The sequence below is a fragment of the Gordonia sp. KTR9 genome (assembly GCF_000143885.2).
Lineage (GTDB): Bacteria > Actinomycetota > Actinomycetes > Mycobacteriales > Mycobacteriaceae > Gordonia.
Window position 1 is genome coordinate 2,376,269 of sequence record NC_018581.1, and the last position, 16,396, is coordinate 2,392,664.

Genomic DNA, 16,396 nt, shown 5'->3' on the forward strand with positions numbered 1-16,396 from the left:
GCCCCTTCGCCGTGTCGTGGCTCTACCGACGATCGGGTTCGTCGAACCAGATCTCGAACCCGTCGGTCCAGGCCGACCCGGAACCCGCGATCTGCGCGTACAGCCCTTCGATGGTCTGGGCCGTCGAAATCGCCTGGTCGGGGTTCTGGGTGCCGAAGTTGCCGCTCGAGGAGATCCCGACGAGGACATACCGCCCGGCACGGGTCTCCTGGTACCAGGGCGAGCCGGAATCGCCGCCCAGTACCACCAGTTCGGCGTTGACGAGGCGGTGTTCGGGCGCCGCCTCCTGATGCAGCAGTGCGGTCACGGTGCCCACGGTCGTGCCGGTGCGCTCACCGGTCTTGGCCACCGGTTCGCCGACCTCGGGGTCGGCCGCGGTGGCGAACACCGGGTCGACCTCCCAGTCGTCCTCGATCGCGATGACGGTGTACCCGCGGGGATCGGCGAGCGTGATCGACCCGTCCGGGGTGCCGCCGTCGTCCTTCCACTCCACGACTTCGCCGATGTGCTCGCCGGTGGTCGTGGTGACCTCGTCGCCGATCCCCTCCGCGCAGTGCCCGGCCGTGACGGCGAGACGGTCGCCGTCGGCGTTGGTTCCGAAGAATCCGATGGAGCACAGGCCGTCACCGATCAGGATGCCCTGACCGGCGGTGAGCGTGTCGGCGTATTGCGGGGTGACCGCGGCTGCGGGGGTGGCGGTGCCCAGCGCCGCGGCCAGGGCCAGCAGGGCGGTCGCGGCGGCCACGTGAGGCTTGATCATCGGGTGTCCTTTGCTCCGGAAGTGTGTCTGCTCCCTTGGAGGGACGCCCGGGTCGTGCGGTGTGCCTGCGGGACCCGGAATCATTCGACCGGGCGACGGGCCTCGTGATCGCGTGGCGCGCCTAGACTCTGCAGAGATGCCCGGTGAGGAGAAGCTGCAGCTGACGGTCGCGCGCCGTCGGGACGCCGGCGACGTCTCCGCCACGCGCGCCGTCGCCGAACTCCTGCGCACCGCGCCGGTGATCGGCCGGGCCGACATGACCGTCCGTCAGGCGGCCGCGCTGATGACCGAACGCGGACAGGACTATGTGGTGATCCCGCTGCCGGGCCGACGCCACGGCGTGCTCACCGACGGCGTCATCCGGGCCGAGGTGGTCGCGGCCGGGCGTGGTGTGGACACCCCGGTGGGGGAGATCGTGACGGAACCGGCGTTCGTCGTCGACGCCGGGGCGGCATCGATGGACGTCCTGACCGAACTCGTCGATCGTGACCTCTCGATCGTCCCGGTCTGCGACGCCGCCGGCGACGTGGTGGGTGTCGTCGGGCCGGGGGACTTCGTCGCCGACCCGGCGGGTGCCGGTATCCCACTGCGCGAACAGATCCGCCGCTCGATCGACGTCGAGGAGCTGCAGGGACATGCGCGGCGGCTGCCGCAGTTCGTCGCCGATCTCGTGCGCCGCGACCGGCCGCCGTACGAGATCACGCGTGCGGCTTCCCTGATCGTCGACGCGGTCGTGAGCCGCGCGCTCGATCTCGTCCTGGCCGCACATCCCGAGCTCGATCCATCGGCCTTCACCTGGTTGTCGCTGGGCAGCAATGCCCGCCGCGAACCGGTGCTGAGTTCCGACGTGGATTCGGCTGTGTCCTTCGACGATTCGGCCGTAGACGAGATCGAGCGCTACCGAACGGCCTTCGGCGAGGTCGACGAGGTGGTGCGGAACGCGGGACTGCGGGTCGACGCCAACGGTGCCGTCGCGTCGAAGCCGCTGTTCGCGCGGACACACTCACAGTGGCAGGCGGCCGCGCGGGCCTGGATCGACGACCCGCTCGCCGGCAAGGGCATGATCTTCACGTCGCTGATGCTCGACGGCCGGCCGATCAGCGGGCGCGGTGCGGGTTCGGTCACGCCGGCGGTGGCGATGATCGCCGGCCTGCGACGCGATCCGCGGACGATGAATCTGCTGCTGGCCGAGACCTTGTCGACGCGCGCCCGGCTGCGCTCGCGGCGGGATGTGCTGACCGGGCGCGGCAACATCGTCGACGTCAAGCAGCACGCGGTGACACCGTTGGTCAACATCGCGCGGTGGGCCGCGGCCAGTGTCGGTTCGACCGACGTCGGCACCCGAGGCCGTCTGCGCGCGGCCGCCGGCAGTGAGTTGCTGCCCGACGAGCAGGCGTCGACGCTCATCGAGGTCTTCGATGTGTTGCAGCGCGTCCGGCTGAGATATCAGGTCGCCCAGTTCGACAACGGTGACCCGCCGGGGGACCGGTTCGATGTCCGGCAGTTGTCCCCGCTCGACCGCAGCCTCCTCGGGCAGGCCGTCCGTGAGATCGCCGGTGTGCAGCGTCGGATGGCGAACATGAGCCGCCTGCTTCCCGGATCCGAGAAGGTGACCTGAAACCCGATGTGCCTGATCCTCTTCGCGTGGAACACCCACCCCACCCAGCGCCTGATCGTGGCCGCCAACCGGGACGAGCAGCACCGCCGCCGCACGTTCGCGTTGTCGCACTGGGACGATCTGCCGATCATCGGTGGTCGCGACGCGGTGGCCGGCGGCACGTGGATGGCCGTCTCCGCCGAGGCTCCCGACCGGGTGGCGATGGTGACGAACGTCCGCGTCGGGCCGGCCAGGCGGACCGGCATCCGTTCGCGCGGGCAGCTTCCCGTGGACTACCTGATCGGCGACGACGACCCGAAGGTGTACGCCCACCGCGTGCTCGACGACGCCGCCGCGTACGACCCGGTCAATCTGCTCGTCGCCGACCGGGACGAACTGTGGTGGATGACCAACTGGCCGGAGCCGCGCGCGGAGCGGGTCGCCGACGGCGTGCACGGACTCTCCAACGGTGCCCTGGACAACGACTGGCCGAAGGTCGTCGACGGGGCGACGGCGATGACGGACCTCGTCGCGGCCGACGGGCCGGACGAGCAGTATCTCGCCCTGCTGGCCGACCAGGATCGGCCGGACCCGTCGCGCCTGCCCGACACCGGCGTCGGCCCGCAGGCCGAAGCGGCGCTGTCGTCGTTGTTCATCAACATCCCCGGCTACGGCACCCGGGCGTCGACCCTGCTCCGTGTGGGATACGACGGGCACGGGTCGATGACCGAACGCCGCTACGGCTGGCGGGGCCGACGCCGTGGAACCACGACGCTGACCTTCTGATCAGTTGTGCACGAACGGGTTCGGTGACACGGGGAGGTCGAGCGCGGCACCGACTTCGGCGGTGAACAGCTCGCCGTGCCGTGTGCTCAGGCCCGAGGCGAGCGCCGGGTCGGTCGCGCATGCCTGCTCCGGTCCCGAATCGGCCAGTCGGAGCACGTAGGGGAGCGTCGCGCCGGTGAGCGCCTGCGTCGACGTGCGCGCGACGTTGCCGGGCATGTTCGCGACGCAGTAGAACACCGTGTCATGGACGGCGAAGGTCGGGTCGGCGTGGGTGGTGGGTCGGGAATCCTCGAAGCAGCCGCCCTGGTCGATCGCGACATCGACGAGCACCGCGCCCGGCTTCATCCGGGCGACAGTGCCGTTCGAGACGAGGACCGGTGCCTTGGCGCCGGGGACGAGAACGGCTCCGATCACCAGGTCGGCGTGCACGACGGCTTCGTCGATCGCGAGCCCCGTGCTGTACCGGGTGTGGACCCGGCCGCCGAAGCGGGCGTCGATGGCGCGCAGTTTGGCGATGTCGATGTCGAAGACGGTGACCTGAGCGCCCATGCCGAGCGCGATCTGCGCCGCGTTGACGCCGCTGACGCCACCGCCGAGGACGACGACGTCGGCGGGTTCGGTCCCGGGGACACCGCCCATGAGCACGCCCCGCCCGCCCGCCGAACGCATCAGGTGATAGGCGCCCACCTGAGGTGCGAGGCGTCCGGCGACTTCGCTCATCGGCGCCAGGAGCGGAAGGGCGCCGTCGGCGGTCCGGACCATCTCGTAGGCGATGGAGGTGACGCCCGAATCGAGCAGCGCCTCCGTGCAGGCCCGTCCCGCCGCGAGGTGCAGGTACGTGAAAAGCGTGTGCTCGCGGCGCATCAGCGCGAACTCCGCGGCGATCGGTTCCTTAACCTTCAAGACCAGTTCGGCCTGGTCCCACACCTCGGCGGCGGTTCCCAGGATCTGTGCACCGGCCGCCTTGAAGTCGTTGTCGGAGATCGCCGAGCCCTCGCCGGCGCCGGCCTGGATCACGACGTCGTGACCTCGATGGTGGAGTTCGGTGACACCGGCCGGGGTGATGGCCACCCGGTACTCGTGGTTCTTGATCTCGGTGGGGATGCCGATGCGCATGGTGACTCCGTATGGGTTCGCGGTCTCCTGAATGTTCCTCGATGAACTGATTTCCAGAGTGAAGTAAAGTCGACAATGCCACAATGCGACTGAAGAATATTCTCGCCAGCTGCGGTCTGGCGACGATCGTGTGAAACGAGGGAGATTCGATGGCCGCGACTCCGAAGGATGTTCGGGCCGGTGAGCTGGACGCGACGGACCGAGAGCTGCTGCGTCTGCTCCAGTCGGATGCGCGGATGCCGAACAGCGAACTGGCGCAGCGCGTCGGCATCGCCGCGTCGACGTGCCACGGCCGCTTGCGCAGGCTCGTCGAACTCGGCATCATCCGTGGCTTCTTCGCCGATGTCGACCCGGCTGCGCTGGGGCGTCCGCTCCGAGCCATGGTCGCCGTCAGCCTGCAGTCCGACGCGCGCGGTCAGATCCGGCGGTTCGTCGGCGATATCGCCACCCACGACGAGGTGATCGACGTCTTCTTCCTCGCCGGCACCGACGACTACCTGCTGCACGTCGCCGCCGCCGACACCGAGGCGTTGCGACAGTTCGTCGAACGGCTCAACGGCCGGCCGGAGGTCGCCGGAACCACCACGTCGCTGGTGTTCGAGCACCGCCGCGGCGGTGCCCCGATCTTCTGAACCGGGACGCCACTAGACTGGCCCGGCAACGGTTGGGACGAGGCGGCGTCGACAAGAAGAGGGTGGACATGAGCGGTATCAAGGTGGGCGTCCTGGGCAGCCAGGGCAAGGTCGGGCAGGCGATCGTCGCCGCGGTCGAGAATGCCGACGATCTCACCTACACCGTCGGTGTCGACAAGGGGGACTCACCGGAGTACTTCACCGACACCGAGACCCAGGTCGTCGTCGACTTCACCCATCCCGATGTGGTGATGGACAACCTGAAGTTCCTCATCGCCAACGGGATTCACGCCGTCGTCGGCACCACCGGATTCACCGAGGAACGTCTCGACACCGTCCGCGGCTGGCTGTCCGACAACCCCGGCGTCGGCGTTCTCATCGCACCGAACTTCGCGATCGGCGCCGTCCTGTCCATGCGGTTCGCCGCGCAGGCCGCCAAGTACTACGAGTCGGTCGAGGTGATCGAGCTGCACCACCCGCACAAGGCCGACGCCCCGTCGGGCACCGCCTATCGCACGGCGGAGCTGATCGGGCGTGCGCGGGCCGAGGCGGGTGTCGGGCGGAGCCCCGATGCCACGACGGAGGAACTCGACGGCGCCCGTGGCGCGGTCGTCGACGACGTGCGCGTCCACTCGGTGCGGCTCGCGGGACTCGTCGCCCATCAGGAGGTGCTGCTCGGCACCGCCGGTGAGACGCTCACCATCCGGCACGACTCCCTCGATCGCGCGTCGTTCGCCCCCGGCGTGCTCCTCGGCGTGCGCAGCATCGCCGGTCGGCCGGGGCTCACGATCGGACTCGAAGAACTGATGGACCTCTGACCGATGACCCCCGCAGGCCCACCGGACGAGCCGGCCCACGACGACGACACCGAAGGCGGCGCACCGCGCCTGGGTCCCCGTGCGAAGGACTCCCGCCCGATCGTCTGGATGATCGCGTTCCTCGTCGTGGCGCTCATCGTGTACTTCGCTCTGCTCGGCTGGCGCGGCGTCCAGCTGATCGCCTCCGGCACCGTCGCGGGCGTCGGTCTGGGAGTCGGCGTCATCGCGCTACCGCTGATCGGGGCGTGGCTGGTCTACGCGACGCTGCGGGCGGGGCTCGAGCACCAGAAGCTCGCCGCCGTGATGGCCGACGAGGGCCGAGAACTCGACATCTCCCACCTGCCGCACCGTGCCTCCGGACGGATGGAACGCGATGCGGCAGACGAGCTCTTCGCGCAGGTGAAGGCCGAGTGGGAGGCCGACCCGCACGACTGGCACAACACCTACCGCATCGCCCGTGCCTACGACTACGCCGGCGACCGCACCCGCGCCCGGTCGATGATGAAACGGGCCGTCGCCCAGTACCACGGCCGAGAGCAGTAGCCACATGAGCCGGCTGCTCATCGTCCACCACACGCCGTCACCGGCGTGCCAGGAGATGTTCGAGGCCGTCGTATCCGGTGCGACCGACCCGGAGATCGAGGGCGTCGAGGTGGTCCGCCGTGCCGCGCTCGCCGTCACCGCCACCGACTTCCTCGACGCCGACGGGTACATCCTCGGCACCCCCGCGAACCTCGGATATATCAGCGGCGCACTGAAACACGCCTTCGATGTCAGCTACTACCAGATCCTCGACTCGACGCAGGGACGACCGTTCGGGTTGTACCTCCACGGCAACCAGGGCGCCGAAGGGGCTGTGCGAGCGGTCGATTCGATCACCGCCGGTCTCGGCTGGACCAAGGCCGCCGAACACGTCATCGTCTCCGGCGCCCCGGACAAGGAAGCCCGAGAAGCGTGTTGGGAGCTGGGCGCAACGGTCGCGGCGGGGTTGATGGAGGGGTGAGCAACGGGGGACCGAGACCCGCGAACACTTTACGTTTTGTAGTGTGCGCTCCCGATGGTCGAAGGTCTGCGGTATGGAGGGTATGGACCGGAGACAAAAAACGGGTCACTGACGAGGTATACGTCGCTCCGCGAATGCGTGCATCCGAGATCAAGTTCAGTCTGCACAGTTCTGGCTATCGCCAGTTCGGCTACACGGGCAAGGCCCGCGAGCGGCTCAGGGCAGGCGACCGGCATTCGGTTGCACAGTGGAATCGCGGCGCAGGTATCGACGTGGTGGGCTGGGACCTCTGCCTAGTTCTGATGTTTGCCGACAGCGAATTAAGAAGTGTCCCGGGTGCACTCGGCGACGATGTGCTTCGGATTCCCGCAGGCCCGGAGGGCATTGGCACGGCTGTCGCGATACTGACTGCGCCGCTGAACACTTCAACGGGTGGTCTCGAAAGTGAACCGCTCGCACTGCTGGACCGAAGCATCGGTGAAGCCACCGTTGCTGTTGTGGTGTCCTACGGCCCACTGGATCCGGCGCTTCCCCTCAACCTTCGCTCAGAAACGAACGAGTCGATCCCGTTGAAGATCCCCGGCGTTGTGAATCCTGAGCCGTTTGATTTGAGATTAGGTGAGTTACCGGGTGGAGGTGCGCCACGAGCGATCGAGATTGCCCGCGACGACATCGAGCTGCTGCCTGCTCTGCCGCCGTTCGCCGGGGAAGTGCTGCCTTGGGACGAATGTCCGGATGACGCTGTTCGTGATAGGGAACTGGCATGTGGGCTGCTGGTATTCGGGAGCGATGGTCGGCACCGACTATACGTAGATCAGAGGGCGCGCTGCGATCACTCACGCCTCGGGGCCAACGCTCAGGATTTCATCAATCGTGTCTACGAGAACGGCAGCTTCGACAATGGCTGGGGCTCGATCAAGACCGGTGAACGGTGCACGATCCTGTCGAGCCGTCGCGTCCTGGCCGACAACGGAATTGAGGTAGCGGACGGCGGTACGTTCGACATGCCTTCATTGGACGGTTAGCGCACGCCCGCAGTCCGCGCGTCATCGCATCATCGGCCGTTGCTGGTCCAAGGCCAGGACGAAATGTCCCTCGTTGTGGAGTGGGCGTTGTATTTCGGACCGGTGGACGCGCCGGGTGCCTGAACAGCCGCCGGACAGGTCATCATTCGGATGCGGGCTACACGATCACCATTCTCTCGGTGACCTACGCGAAGTGCTGGCGGTCTCCGGCGACGGACTCAGAATTGACATCATCTTTGGGCGTGGGTGAGCTGGCCAACGTCGCCAGTCGCCGAGTCGTTCCAGAAGGGCCGAGCGGCACTGAAGTAGCTTTGCGAGAGGGACGAGCATCTTGGTGCGCGCTGGCCGCGACAGTCCGGCTGAGTATGTGGAGTAGCTCCGACTGTTCCGCGGAACACTCTGGATTTTTGGGTTGAGGCCCGAAGAATTGTCGGTGCCGCCCGATATCTTGTTCTCGTACCTTTCGTTCGGTTCAGGGGGTTGCGGTGGGGGCCAGTGCTTTTCGTTCGGTCGGGGACGTTGCGTCGATGTTCGACGGTGCGGATCCCGGGTCGTTGTCTGATGAGGTTCTCGAGGCGAGGGTGTTGGGGTATGCCGCGCAGATCACGGCGCTGACAGCGGATTTCCTTGAACTGGTGGGGGAGTTGGACGAGCGGGAGTCGTGGCGGGGGCCGGGGATTCATTCATTGGCGCACTGGTTGTCGTGGAAGGCCGGCATTGCACCGCGAACGGCGCATGAGCATGTGAGGGTCGCAAAGGCGATACGAGAATTGCCGGTGATCCGCACGGCATTTGGCGAAGGCCGGTTGTCGTATTCGAAGGTGCGGGCGTTGACGCGGGTGGCCACGCCGGAGCGTGAGCGGGAGTTGGTGAATGTGGCGCTGTCGTGCACGGCGAGTCAGTTGGATCGGGCGGTGCGGGCGATGGGTCAGATCGATCGTGATCGTGGCGTCGAGGAGGACAACCGGCCGCCGAAGGAGTCGACGGGCCGGTGGAAGTGGAATGTTGATGGGTCGTTGTCGGTGTCGTTGAGGTTGAGTCCGTTGGATGGGGCGCGGTTTCTGGCCGGTGCGGTGCGTGCGGAGTATGAACGCACCCGGACCTGCGACGATCCGGATCTACCCACCGCCGGCAGTGTTCCGCGGAACACCGAACCGGACTCCGAGGTGGTTCCGTCGCGGCGTCGGGATCTGTGGCGGCAGGTGCCGTCGGATGTGGCGCCGGCGGTGGTGGCGATGGCCGGCATGGTGCATGACGGGATCGCGATGCCTGATGTTGCGCCGGGTGCGGAGATCCTCATTCATGCCGGTGAGGGGGTGGAGCAGGCTCATCTCGATGACGGTCCGGCGTTGTCTGAGGTCGAGGTGGCCGAGGCTCGGTGCGGTGCGTCGACTCGAGATGTGGTGAGTCGCAGGGTTCCCGGGCAGCCGGGGAAGCTGGCGTTGTTGGGTGTGGGGCGTCGTAGTCGTGTGCCGACCAAGGCGTTGGTGCGGGCGTTGTTTGTGCGGGATCGGTGTTGTCAGATGCCGGGGTGTGGTCGGACGCGTCATCTGCATGCTCACCATGTGCAGTGGTGGTCGGTGGGTGGGCGGACGGATCCGGACAATCTGATCTTGTTGTGCGGGTCGTGTCATCGGTCGTTGCATCGGGGTGAGTTCTCGATCACTGCGCACGGTGAGCAGCGGTTTACGTTTCACGGCCCCGGCGGGGCCGAGATCGCGGTTGCTCCGCCGACGGTGAGACCCTATGGGTGGCGGCCCGATTGGCGGGTCGGTGTGGAGGCGACGGTCCCGGTCGGTGGGGGTCGGATGGATCTGGGGTACACCACCGAGGTGCTCTACGCGGTGTGGGAATGGAAGGAACGCAATTCTTCTGGTGCCGACATCGAAAGGTCAGCGGCGTAGTCGGCGATGGTCGCCCGGCCGGGTTCGCCGGCAGGCGCGAGCCGGCTGATCAGTCGACCGGATCCACGAAGCCGGCGAGTTCCCTGCTCACCTCGAATTGCCGGACCAGGAACGCCTTCTCGTCGAGCTTCTTGCGCCGCATCCACGTCGTGACCTCGGAATTGCACTTGCTGGCATTGCACGGACCGCAGCACGGCACGACGTTGGCGACGGTGTACCGGCCGCCCCGGGAGATGGCCAGCATGCAGTCGCGCTGCAGGGCGACTCCGACGGCGCCGCAGTACGCGCACCCACCCCAGGCCTGCTGCAGAGCGAGCCACTGGGTGTCGGTGAGGTCGTTGTCACGGGACGCGACCCGCTTGCGACGTCGCTTCGCGTAGCGGTTGGCGCGGGTCGTGCTGCGGGTGGCCACGAGAGCAGACTACCGCGACGGCCACAGGAGTCACAGCAGTCACACGGGATGGGTGGGATCGCTGAGAAGTAGTCGGCACCACGCGTCGTGCAGCCAGGTCGAGAAACGGTCCGGTGTCCATCCGCGGTCCGTCACGAGCATCGAGTAGTACTCGGAGGAGTTCATCGTCCAGACGATGTCGGCGATCTCGTCGACGGTCAGATCCGTACGCGTGGCCCCGGTCGAGGCGAGGTCTGCCGCGAGCCGACGCATGTTCTCCGCGCGCCGCTCGGTGATCTCCTCCCACAGATCCCGCAGGTCGGTGTCGAGGGCCGCGGCGTCCCGCAGGACGAGAAACAACGGTGCGAGCCGTCCTTGGATCGCGGTGACAGCGTGGGCGTAGATCGCCAGTTTCCGGCGCGCGTCGTCCTCGGCGAGCATGCGTGCGACATAGTCGCGCCGCGCGCCGGGAACTGGTTGGTCGGTACCCGACAGCGCGAGTTCGATCAGTTCCCGGAACATCGCCGGTTTCCGGCCGACGACTGTGTAGACCGTGTCGGGCGAGACTGCGGCACCGCGCGCTATCGCGGCGACGGTCGTCGCCGCGTAACCCTGGGACAGGAACAGTCGACGAGCCGTGTCGAGGATGCGCAAACGGGTCTGCGCGGCCGCCGCGCGGCGACGGCTGGTGTCGTACCGGCGGGTGCGCTGACCTGGGGATCGGGATGTGGCCGCCCCGTCGGACCGGCCATTGACTGCGTCGGGCATCGGACCTAGTCTAGGGGCACACAAATTAATCCGATATGTGGAGGCTCGGATGAATTAAGGGGCGCACGATGGCACTCTTCGCATGGACCCAGGACGTCCCGATCGACGCCGAGATGTACGGGGAGATCGCCGACCGCATCGGGGACACCCCGATGCCGGGGCTGCTCGTCCACCTGGCGCTCGAGAATGCGGACAAGAGCGTGAGCTACCTCGACGTGTGGGAGTCCGAGGAGAGCTGCTACGCGTCGCTCGAGAAGGTGGTCCACCCCGCGGTGCACCCGGTTCTCGAGGCTCGGGGCATCCATCCGCCCGGCGAACCGCCGCGCAGGCCGGCCACTGTCCTCGAGGTGCGGTTCGGCGACGGGACGGCGCTGCGCCCGTCGTAGACCCGCGCGTCGGGTGGGGGTGCGGCCTCCGAGCTGTGGCGCGGGTCGGGCCGTAGACTGTCCCCCGTGAGCACGGCGATCCGCGACATGTCATCGACCGGGACCATTCCGACACCGTACGAGGACCTGTTGAGCCTCGTGATGGAGACCGGGACACCGAAGGCCGACCGCACCGGTACCGGGACGCGCAGCCTCTTCGGCCGACAACTGCGTTACGACCTCGCCGAGGGTTTCCCGCTGATCACCACCAAGAAGGTGCACCTCAAGTCGATCGTCTACGAGTTGCTGTGGTTCCTGCGCGGTGACTCCAACGTGCGATGGCTGCAGGACCGCGGTGTGACGATCTGGGACGAGTGGGCCGACGAGAACGGTGAACTCGGTCCTGTCTACGGCGTGCAGTGGCGGAGCTGGCCGACCCCGTCGGGCGAACACATCGACCAGATCGCGGCCGCCCTCGACCTGCTCAAGACCAATCCCGATTCGCGCCGGAACATCGTGTCCGCGTGGAACGTGGGGGAGATCCCGCAGATGGCGTTACCGCCCTGCCACGCGTTCTTCCAGTTCTACGTCGCCGACGGCAAGCTGTCGTGCCAGCTGTACCAGCGCAGCGCCGACCTCTTCCTCGGTGTGCCGTTCAACATCGCGTCGTACGCACTGCTGACGCACATGATGGCCCAGCAGGCGGGTCTCGAGGTCGGCGAGTTCGTCTGGACCGGCGGCGACTGCCACATCTACGACAACCACGTCGACCAGGTGACGCTGCAATTGTCGCGCGAGCCGTACCCGTATCCGAAACTAGAACTGCGCAAGCGGGATTCGATCTTCGACTACGAGTACGACGACATCACCATCGTCGACTACGAGTCCCATCCCGGGATCAAAGCGCCGGTGGCGGTGTGACGTCGGACCTCACGGGGGAGGGGTCGCGCTCGGTGCGACTGGTCTGGGCGCAGGGACGAGGCGGGGCGATCGGCCGGGACAACACGATCCCATGGCGTGTCCCCGAGGACATGGCGCGGTTCAAGGAACTGACGGTCGGACATCCCGTCGTCATGGGCCGCCGGACATGGGATTCGCTGCCGCCGCGCTTTCGGCCGCTGCCCGGCCGAACCAATGTCGTCGTGACCCGCAATGCGGGATGGTCCGCCGACGGAGCGGCCGTCGCGGGATCGGTCGCCGAGGCGCTCGACCTGGCCGGCGATGACCGGATCGGAGTCATCGGCGGCGGCGAGATCTACCGGTTGGCAATGGAGTTCGCCACCGAGCTCTGCGTCACGGAGATCGACGTCGAGGTCGACGGCGCCGACGCGTTCGCGCCGCCGATCACCGACGACTGGGCGGTGGCCGAACACGGCGAGTGGCAGACCTCGACGAGCGGGATCGACTACCGGTTCGTCGACTACCGGCGTGCCCGGCAGGCCTGATGCCGCCGGATCGTCTCTCGCTCGCGCAGGCACGTCGAACCGCCCTGGCCGCACAGGGTTTCGCCGACCGCAGGCCCGCTGGAGCGCCCACCATGACGCACCTGAAGCGGGTCGTCGGCCGGACGCGCCTGTTGCAGATGGACTCGGTCAACATCGCCGCGCGCGCCCACTTCATGCCCCTGTACTCACGACTCGGTCCATACGACCCGGACCTGCTGCACCGCGCCGCCTGGCAGCCCGGACGCGGTCGACGGCTGCTCGTCGAGTACTGGGCTCACGAAGCCGCGCTGATCCCGGTGACCGACTGGCCGCTGTTCCGCTGGCGGATGGACGACTTCGCCGACGGCCGGTACCGGCACACACGAGACGTGATGCGTCGCAATCGATCCCTGGTCGCTGACGTCCGAGCAGTGATCGAGGCCCTCGGCGCGACCACGCCCCGTGCCATCGAAGCGGAACTGGGCATCGAACGCGAACCCGGCGCCGCGGGCAGCTGGTGGCAGCGCGGGGAGGTCAAGCACCTGTGCGAGGCCATGTTCGCCGCCGGTGACCTGTCGGCGGTGCGCAACGGGAACTTCGTGCGCCACTACGACCTCACCGAACGGATCGTCGGCGCCGACATCGTCGCGCAGCGACCCAGCCGTGCCGACGCCCACCGAGAGCTCGTCGGCCGGGCCGCGCAGTCCCTCGGTGTCGCCACCGTCGCCGATCTCGCCGACTACTACCGGATTCGTCCGGCCGATGCGCGACCGGCGGTCGCCGAACTCGTCGAAGCCGGTGCGCTGCATGAGGTCTCCGTGGACGGCTGGCGGGACCCGGCCTACCTGGCCGCGGGTGCGCCGATGCCCCGGCGCATCGACACCTCGGCCATCCTGTCGCCCTTCGACCCGCTGGTCTTCTTCCGTCCGCGGGCCGAGCGTCTCTTCGACTTCCACTACCGCATCGAGATCTATGTGCCCGAACACAAACGGGTACACGGCTATTACGTGCTGCCCTATCTGCTGGGCACCGACGTCGCCGCGCGCGTGGACCTGAAGGCCGACCGCAGGAATCGCACGCTGCTGGTCCTCGGGGCGTACTGCGAGCCGGGGCAACCGCGCGACTTCGTCGCCGAACGGCTGTCCGCCGATCTGCGGACGTTCGCCGGCTGGCTCGACCTCGACGACGTCGTGGTCGCCGGGCGTGGTGACCTCGCGCCCGACCTGCAACGGATGGTGCACGCCGGGTGAGGCAGGCCGGGTGATGCAATGCTGATGACCGAGAATTCACGACCGCGATGGGAGACGAAGCGATGACCGTGTCGTATGAGGGCAACGACTACCGACTGGTGATGTTCGATCTCGACGACACCTTGGCGCCGTCGAAGAGCCCGCTCGACGACAAGATGGTCGAACTCCTGCGTCGCATGCTCGACGTGAGTCTGGGCTGCATCATCTCCGGCGGCAACTTCACCCAGTTCGAGAAGCAGGTTCTCGCGCGGCTCGGCAGTTTCGACAGCGTCGGCAACCTCCATCTCATGCCGACCTGCGGAACCCAGTACGTGCGGTGGTCCGGTGCCGAGTGGGAGACGGTCTACGCCGAATACCTCACCGACGACGAGAAACAGCGCACGCTTGACGTGCTGGAGACCGGCGCGAGAGAACTCGGACTGTGGGCGAGCGAGACGTGGGGTGACATCCTCGAGGACCGCGGCAGCCAGATCACCTTCAGTGCGCTGGGGCAGAAGGCCCCCGTCGAGGCGAAGGCCGCCTGGGACCCCGATGGGGCGAAGAAGGAGTCGTTGCGTGCCTACGCCGCGGAGCGACTTCCGGACCTCGAAGTCCGCAGCGGCGGCTCGACTTCGGTGGACGTCACCAAGAAGGGCATCGACAAGGCGTACGGTGCACTGAAGCTGATGGACATCCTCGGGCTCAGCACCGCCGACATCCTGTTCTTCGGCGACCGGCTCGACGAAGGCGGCAACGACTACCCGGTCAAGGCCCTGGGGATCACCTCGATCGCGGTCCACGGCTGGCCCGACACCCACGCCAAGTTGTCGGCGCTGCTGGACCAGGTCGACCCCGTCGGCTGACAGGCCGGCCGGCTAGGCGACCGGCCCGCCCGCCGGAACGACCCGCTGGGTGCCGTTGGCGACCCGGTAGGACTTCGCGTAGTACTGGCCGGACCGTGGGTTCGTCTTGTCGTGCACGAAATACCAGTCCATCTGCGTGGCCGCCGGGGTCACGGTCAGGACCGAGTAGCCGTGCGCGTCGAACTCGCTCCAACGCACGTGGTGGTTGGTGGCGCCGAAGGCCGAGGACACCGCGACCCCCGCGGTGTTGGCGGGCACGTTCAGCATGTCGTCGATGTTGGTCGACGTGATCGACGTGCCGACCAGTTCCGTCGCGACGCTCCCGCCGCCGGGATAGTTCGCCGGGTCGGCCGGGATGTCGCAGGCCCACGACGAGTGGATGTCACCGGTGATGAACACGACGTTGTCGACACGGTCGCGCCGGAGCGATTCCAGCAGCCGTCGGCGATCGGCCGCGTAACCGTCCCACTGATCGGCGTTGTAGGGGATTCCCTCGCGCGGGACGCCCAGCAGCGCGGTGACCGCGCCGGTCGTCTGCGGGTCCAGCGGCGGGATCAGCACCGGGGCGATCATCACCGGGTTGCCGACGATCTTCCAGCGGGTCTCCGACGACGTGAGTCCGTTGGTCAGCCAGGACATCTGGGCGCGGCCGAGGATCGACCGGGCGGGATCGTCGATCGCCGCCGATCGGGAGCTGACCTGGAGGTCGCGGTAGGAACGCAGATCGAGCATGGACAACTCGAGGAGACGGCCGAAGCGGAGCCTGCGGAACAGGTGCCGGCCGGCGGCGTCGACGGCGGGGCGGATCGGCATCCACTCGGCGTACGCGCGCAGCGCCGCGGCGCGGCGCGCGGTCCAGGAGCCCTCGCCCGGCTGATGGTTCTCCGCACCGCCCTGCCACGTGTCGTTCGACGACTCGTGGTCGTCCCAGATGCAGATGAACGGCACCTCCCGGTGCAACCCGGCCAGATCGGGGTCGGTCTTGTACTGCGCGTGACGCGTTCGGTAGTCGCGCAGCGTGGTGATCTCGTGCCGGGGGTCGTGCGGCCGGACCGTTCCGGTCTTGCCGGTGTAGCGGCCGGTCTCGTATTCGTAGAAGTAGTCGCCGAGATGGACCACCGCGTCGAGCCCGGGCTGCGCGGCCAGATGACGATAGGCGGCGAAGTACCCGGCCTCCCAGTTCGCGCACGAGACGACGCCGAACCGGATCTTCGCGACGTCGGCGCCGGTCGCGGGCGCGGTGGATGTGCGTCCGACCGGCGACACCGCACCGGCGGCCGGACCGGACACCACGGTGAAGCGGTAGTGGTACCGGGTCCGCGGGCTCAGACCGGCGACATCGACCTTCACCGTGTGGTCGGCGTCCGCCGAGGTGCGGGTCTCGCCCGACGCCACGACGGCGCCGAAGCCGGGATCACGGGCGACCTCCCAGCGGACCAGACTCTCCGGCCCGATCCCGGAACCGGGCGCCGACGCCGGGGTCGGCGTGAGCCGTGTCCAGAGGATGACGCCGTTCGGAAGCGGGTCGCCCGACGCGATGCCGTGGCGGAAGACCTCCGCGGACCCGGGTTGCGGAGACCCGTTCCGCGGCGTCCCCGGCGCGGCCTGTGCGGCCACTGCGGGTGAGGCGAACGCGGTGCCGGTCACCACCGCACCGGTGCGCAGAAAACCGCGTCGTGTCGTCATCGCATCCCACCCCCGGTCATCACGCACGC

General features: G+C 67.9%; 18 protein-coding genes. 13 read left to right on the forward strand and 5 right to left on the reverse strand.

Annotation, left to right across the window (positions count from 1 at the left end; all coding sequences use genetic code 11):
- Window positions 1-22: 22 nt before the first annotated feature.
- A complete protein-coding gene (locus tag KTR9_RS11560; protein WP_014926515.1) occupies window positions 23-760 on the reverse strand; it encodes a hypothetical protein in 738 nt (245 codons plus the stop codon).
- Window positions 761-896: 136 nt separating this feature from the next.
- Between KTR9_RS11560 and KTR9_RS11565 the strand changes: the two genes are divergently transcribed.
- Both KTR9_RS11565 and KTR9_RS11570 read left to right on the forward strand, forming a co-directional pair.
- Window positions 897-2,378, forward strand: a complete 1,482-nt coding sequence (locus KTR9_RS11565; RefSeq protein ID WP_014926516.1) for a putative nucleotidyltransferase substrate binding domain-containing protein — start codon at window positions 897-899, stop codon at window positions 2,376-2,378.
- Between the two features lie 6 nt (window positions 2,379-2,384).
- On the forward strand, window positions 2,385-3,143 hold the full coding sequence (locus tag KTR9_RS11570; protein ID WP_014926517.1) for an NRDE family protein: 759 nt from the start codon (window positions 2,385-2,387) through the stop codon (window positions 3,141-3,143).
- On the opposite strand, the gene ald is transcribed toward KTR9_RS11570, so the two are convergent.
- The gene (gene ald / locus KTR9_RS11575; protein ID WP_014926518.1) at window positions 3,144-4,259 is read right to left on the reverse strand and encodes an alanine dehydrogenase; all 1,116 of its coding nucleotides are present in this window, start codon (window positions 4,257-4,259) and stop codon (window positions 3,144-3,146) included.
- Window positions 4,260-4,408: 149 nt separating this feature from the next.
- On the opposite strand from ald, the gene KTR9_RS11580 reads away from it, so the two are divergent.
- The 6 genes from KTR9_RS11580 to KTR9_RS11605 all read left to right on the forward strand — a co-directional run bounded on the left by KTR9_RS11580 (window position 4,409) and on the right by KTR9_RS11605 (window position 9,641).
- Entirely contained in the window at window positions 4,409-4,891 is a 483-nt protein-coding gene (locus KTR9_RS11580; protein WP_014926519.1) for an Lrp/AsnC family transcriptional regulator, read from the forward strand.
- 68 nt (window positions 4,892-4,959) lie between these two features.
- Entirely contained in the window at window positions 4,960-5,709 is a 750-nt protein-coding gene (gene dapB / locus KTR9_RS11585; RefSeq protein WP_014926520.1) for a 4-hydroxy-tetrahydrodipicolinate reductase, read from the forward strand.
- A gap of 3 nt (window positions 5,710-5,712) precedes the next feature.
- Complete coding sequence (locus KTR9_RS11590) at window positions 5,713-6,252, forward strand: hypothetical protein (protein WP_010841434.1); 540 nt, start codon at window positions 5,713-5,715, stop codon at window positions 6,250-6,252.
- Between the two features lie 4 nt (window positions 6,253-6,256).
- Window positions 6,257-6,712: a flavodoxin family protein gene (locus KTR9_RS11595; protein ID WP_014926521.1), complete on the forward strand. Its 456-nt coding sequence runs from the start codon at window positions 6,257-6,259 to the stop codon at window positions 6,710-6,712.
- A 134-nt stretch (window positions 6,713-6,846) separates the two neighbouring features.
- On the forward strand, window positions 6,847-7,737 hold the full coding sequence (locus tag KTR9_RS11600; RefSeq protein WP_049942589.1) for a hypothetical protein: 891 nt from the start codon (window positions 6,847-6,849) through the stop codon (window positions 7,735-7,737).
- 527 nt (window positions 7,738-8,264) lie between these two features.
- The gene (locus tag KTR9_RS11605; protein WP_044507874.1) at window positions 8,265-9,641 is read left to right on the forward strand and encodes an HNH endonuclease; all 1,377 of its coding nucleotides are present in this window, start codon (window positions 8,265-8,267) and stop codon (window positions 9,639-9,641) included.
- A 49-nt stretch (window positions 9,642-9,690) separates the two neighbouring features.
- Here KTR9_RS11605 and KTR9_RS11610 read toward each other — a convergent pair whose 3' ends face one another.
- Both KTR9_RS11610 and KTR9_RS11615 read right to left on the reverse strand, forming a co-directional pair.
- Window positions 9,691-10,053, reverse strand: a complete 363-nt coding sequence (locus tag KTR9_RS11610; protein WP_014926524.1) for an HNH endonuclease — start codon at window positions 10,051-10,053, stop codon at window positions 9,691-9,693.
- Window positions 10,054-10,092: 39 nt separating this feature from the next.
- Window positions 10,093-10,800 (reverse strand): TetR/AcrR family transcriptional regulator, encoded by a 708-nt coding sequence (locus tag KTR9_RS11615; RefSeq protein WP_014926525.1) that lies wholly within the window; start codon window positions 10,798-10,800, stop codon window positions 10,093-10,095.
- A gap of 68 nt (window positions 10,801-10,868) precedes the next feature.
- Here KTR9_RS11615 and KTR9_RS11620 point away from each other — a divergent pair, with 68 nt between their 5' ends.
- The 5 genes from KTR9_RS11620 to KTR9_RS11640 all read left to right on the forward strand — a co-directional run bounded on the left by KTR9_RS11620 (window position 10,869) and on the right by KTR9_RS11640 (window position 14,681).
- Complete coding sequence (locus KTR9_RS11620; RefSeq protein WP_014926526.1) at window positions 10,869-11,186, forward strand: hypothetical protein; 318 nt, start codon at window positions 10,869-10,871, stop codon at window positions 11,184-11,186.
- 66 nt (window positions 11,187-11,252) lie between these two features.
- Window positions 11,253-12,086, forward strand: a complete 834-nt coding sequence (locus tag KTR9_RS11625; protein WP_014926527.1) for a thymidylate synthase — start codon at window positions 11,253-11,255, stop codon at window positions 12,084-12,086.
- On the forward strand, window positions 12,083-12,610 hold the full coding sequence (locus KTR9_RS11630; RefSeq protein ID WP_044506518.1) for a dihydrofolate reductase: 528 nt from the start codon (window positions 12,083-12,085) through the stop codon (window positions 12,608-12,610). Before KTR9_RS11625 ends, KTR9_RS11630 begins: the two co-directional genes overlap by 4 nt.
- Entirely contained in the window at window positions 12,610-13,839 is a 1,230-nt protein-coding gene (locus KTR9_RS11635; protein ID WP_014926529.1) for a winged helix-turn-helix domain-containing protein, read from the forward strand. Before KTR9_RS11630 ends, KTR9_RS11635 begins: the two co-directional genes overlap by 1 nt.
- Window positions 13,840-13,901: 62 nt before the next feature.
- Complete coding sequence (locus KTR9_RS11640) at window positions 13,902-14,681, forward strand: HAD-IIB family hydrolase (protein WP_035716973.1); 780 nt, start codon at window positions 13,902-13,904, stop codon at window positions 14,679-14,681.
- A 12-nt stretch (window positions 14,682-14,693) separates the two neighbouring features.
- Here the strand turns inward: KTR9_RS11640 and KTR9_RS11645 are convergent, their stop codons facing one another.
- A complete protein-coding gene (locus KTR9_RS11645) occupies window positions 14,694-16,367 on the reverse strand; it encodes an alkaline phosphatase D family protein (protein ID WP_014926530.1) in 1,674 nt (557 codons plus the stop codon).
- Between the last annotated feature and the right edge of the window lie 29 nt (window positions 16,368-16,396).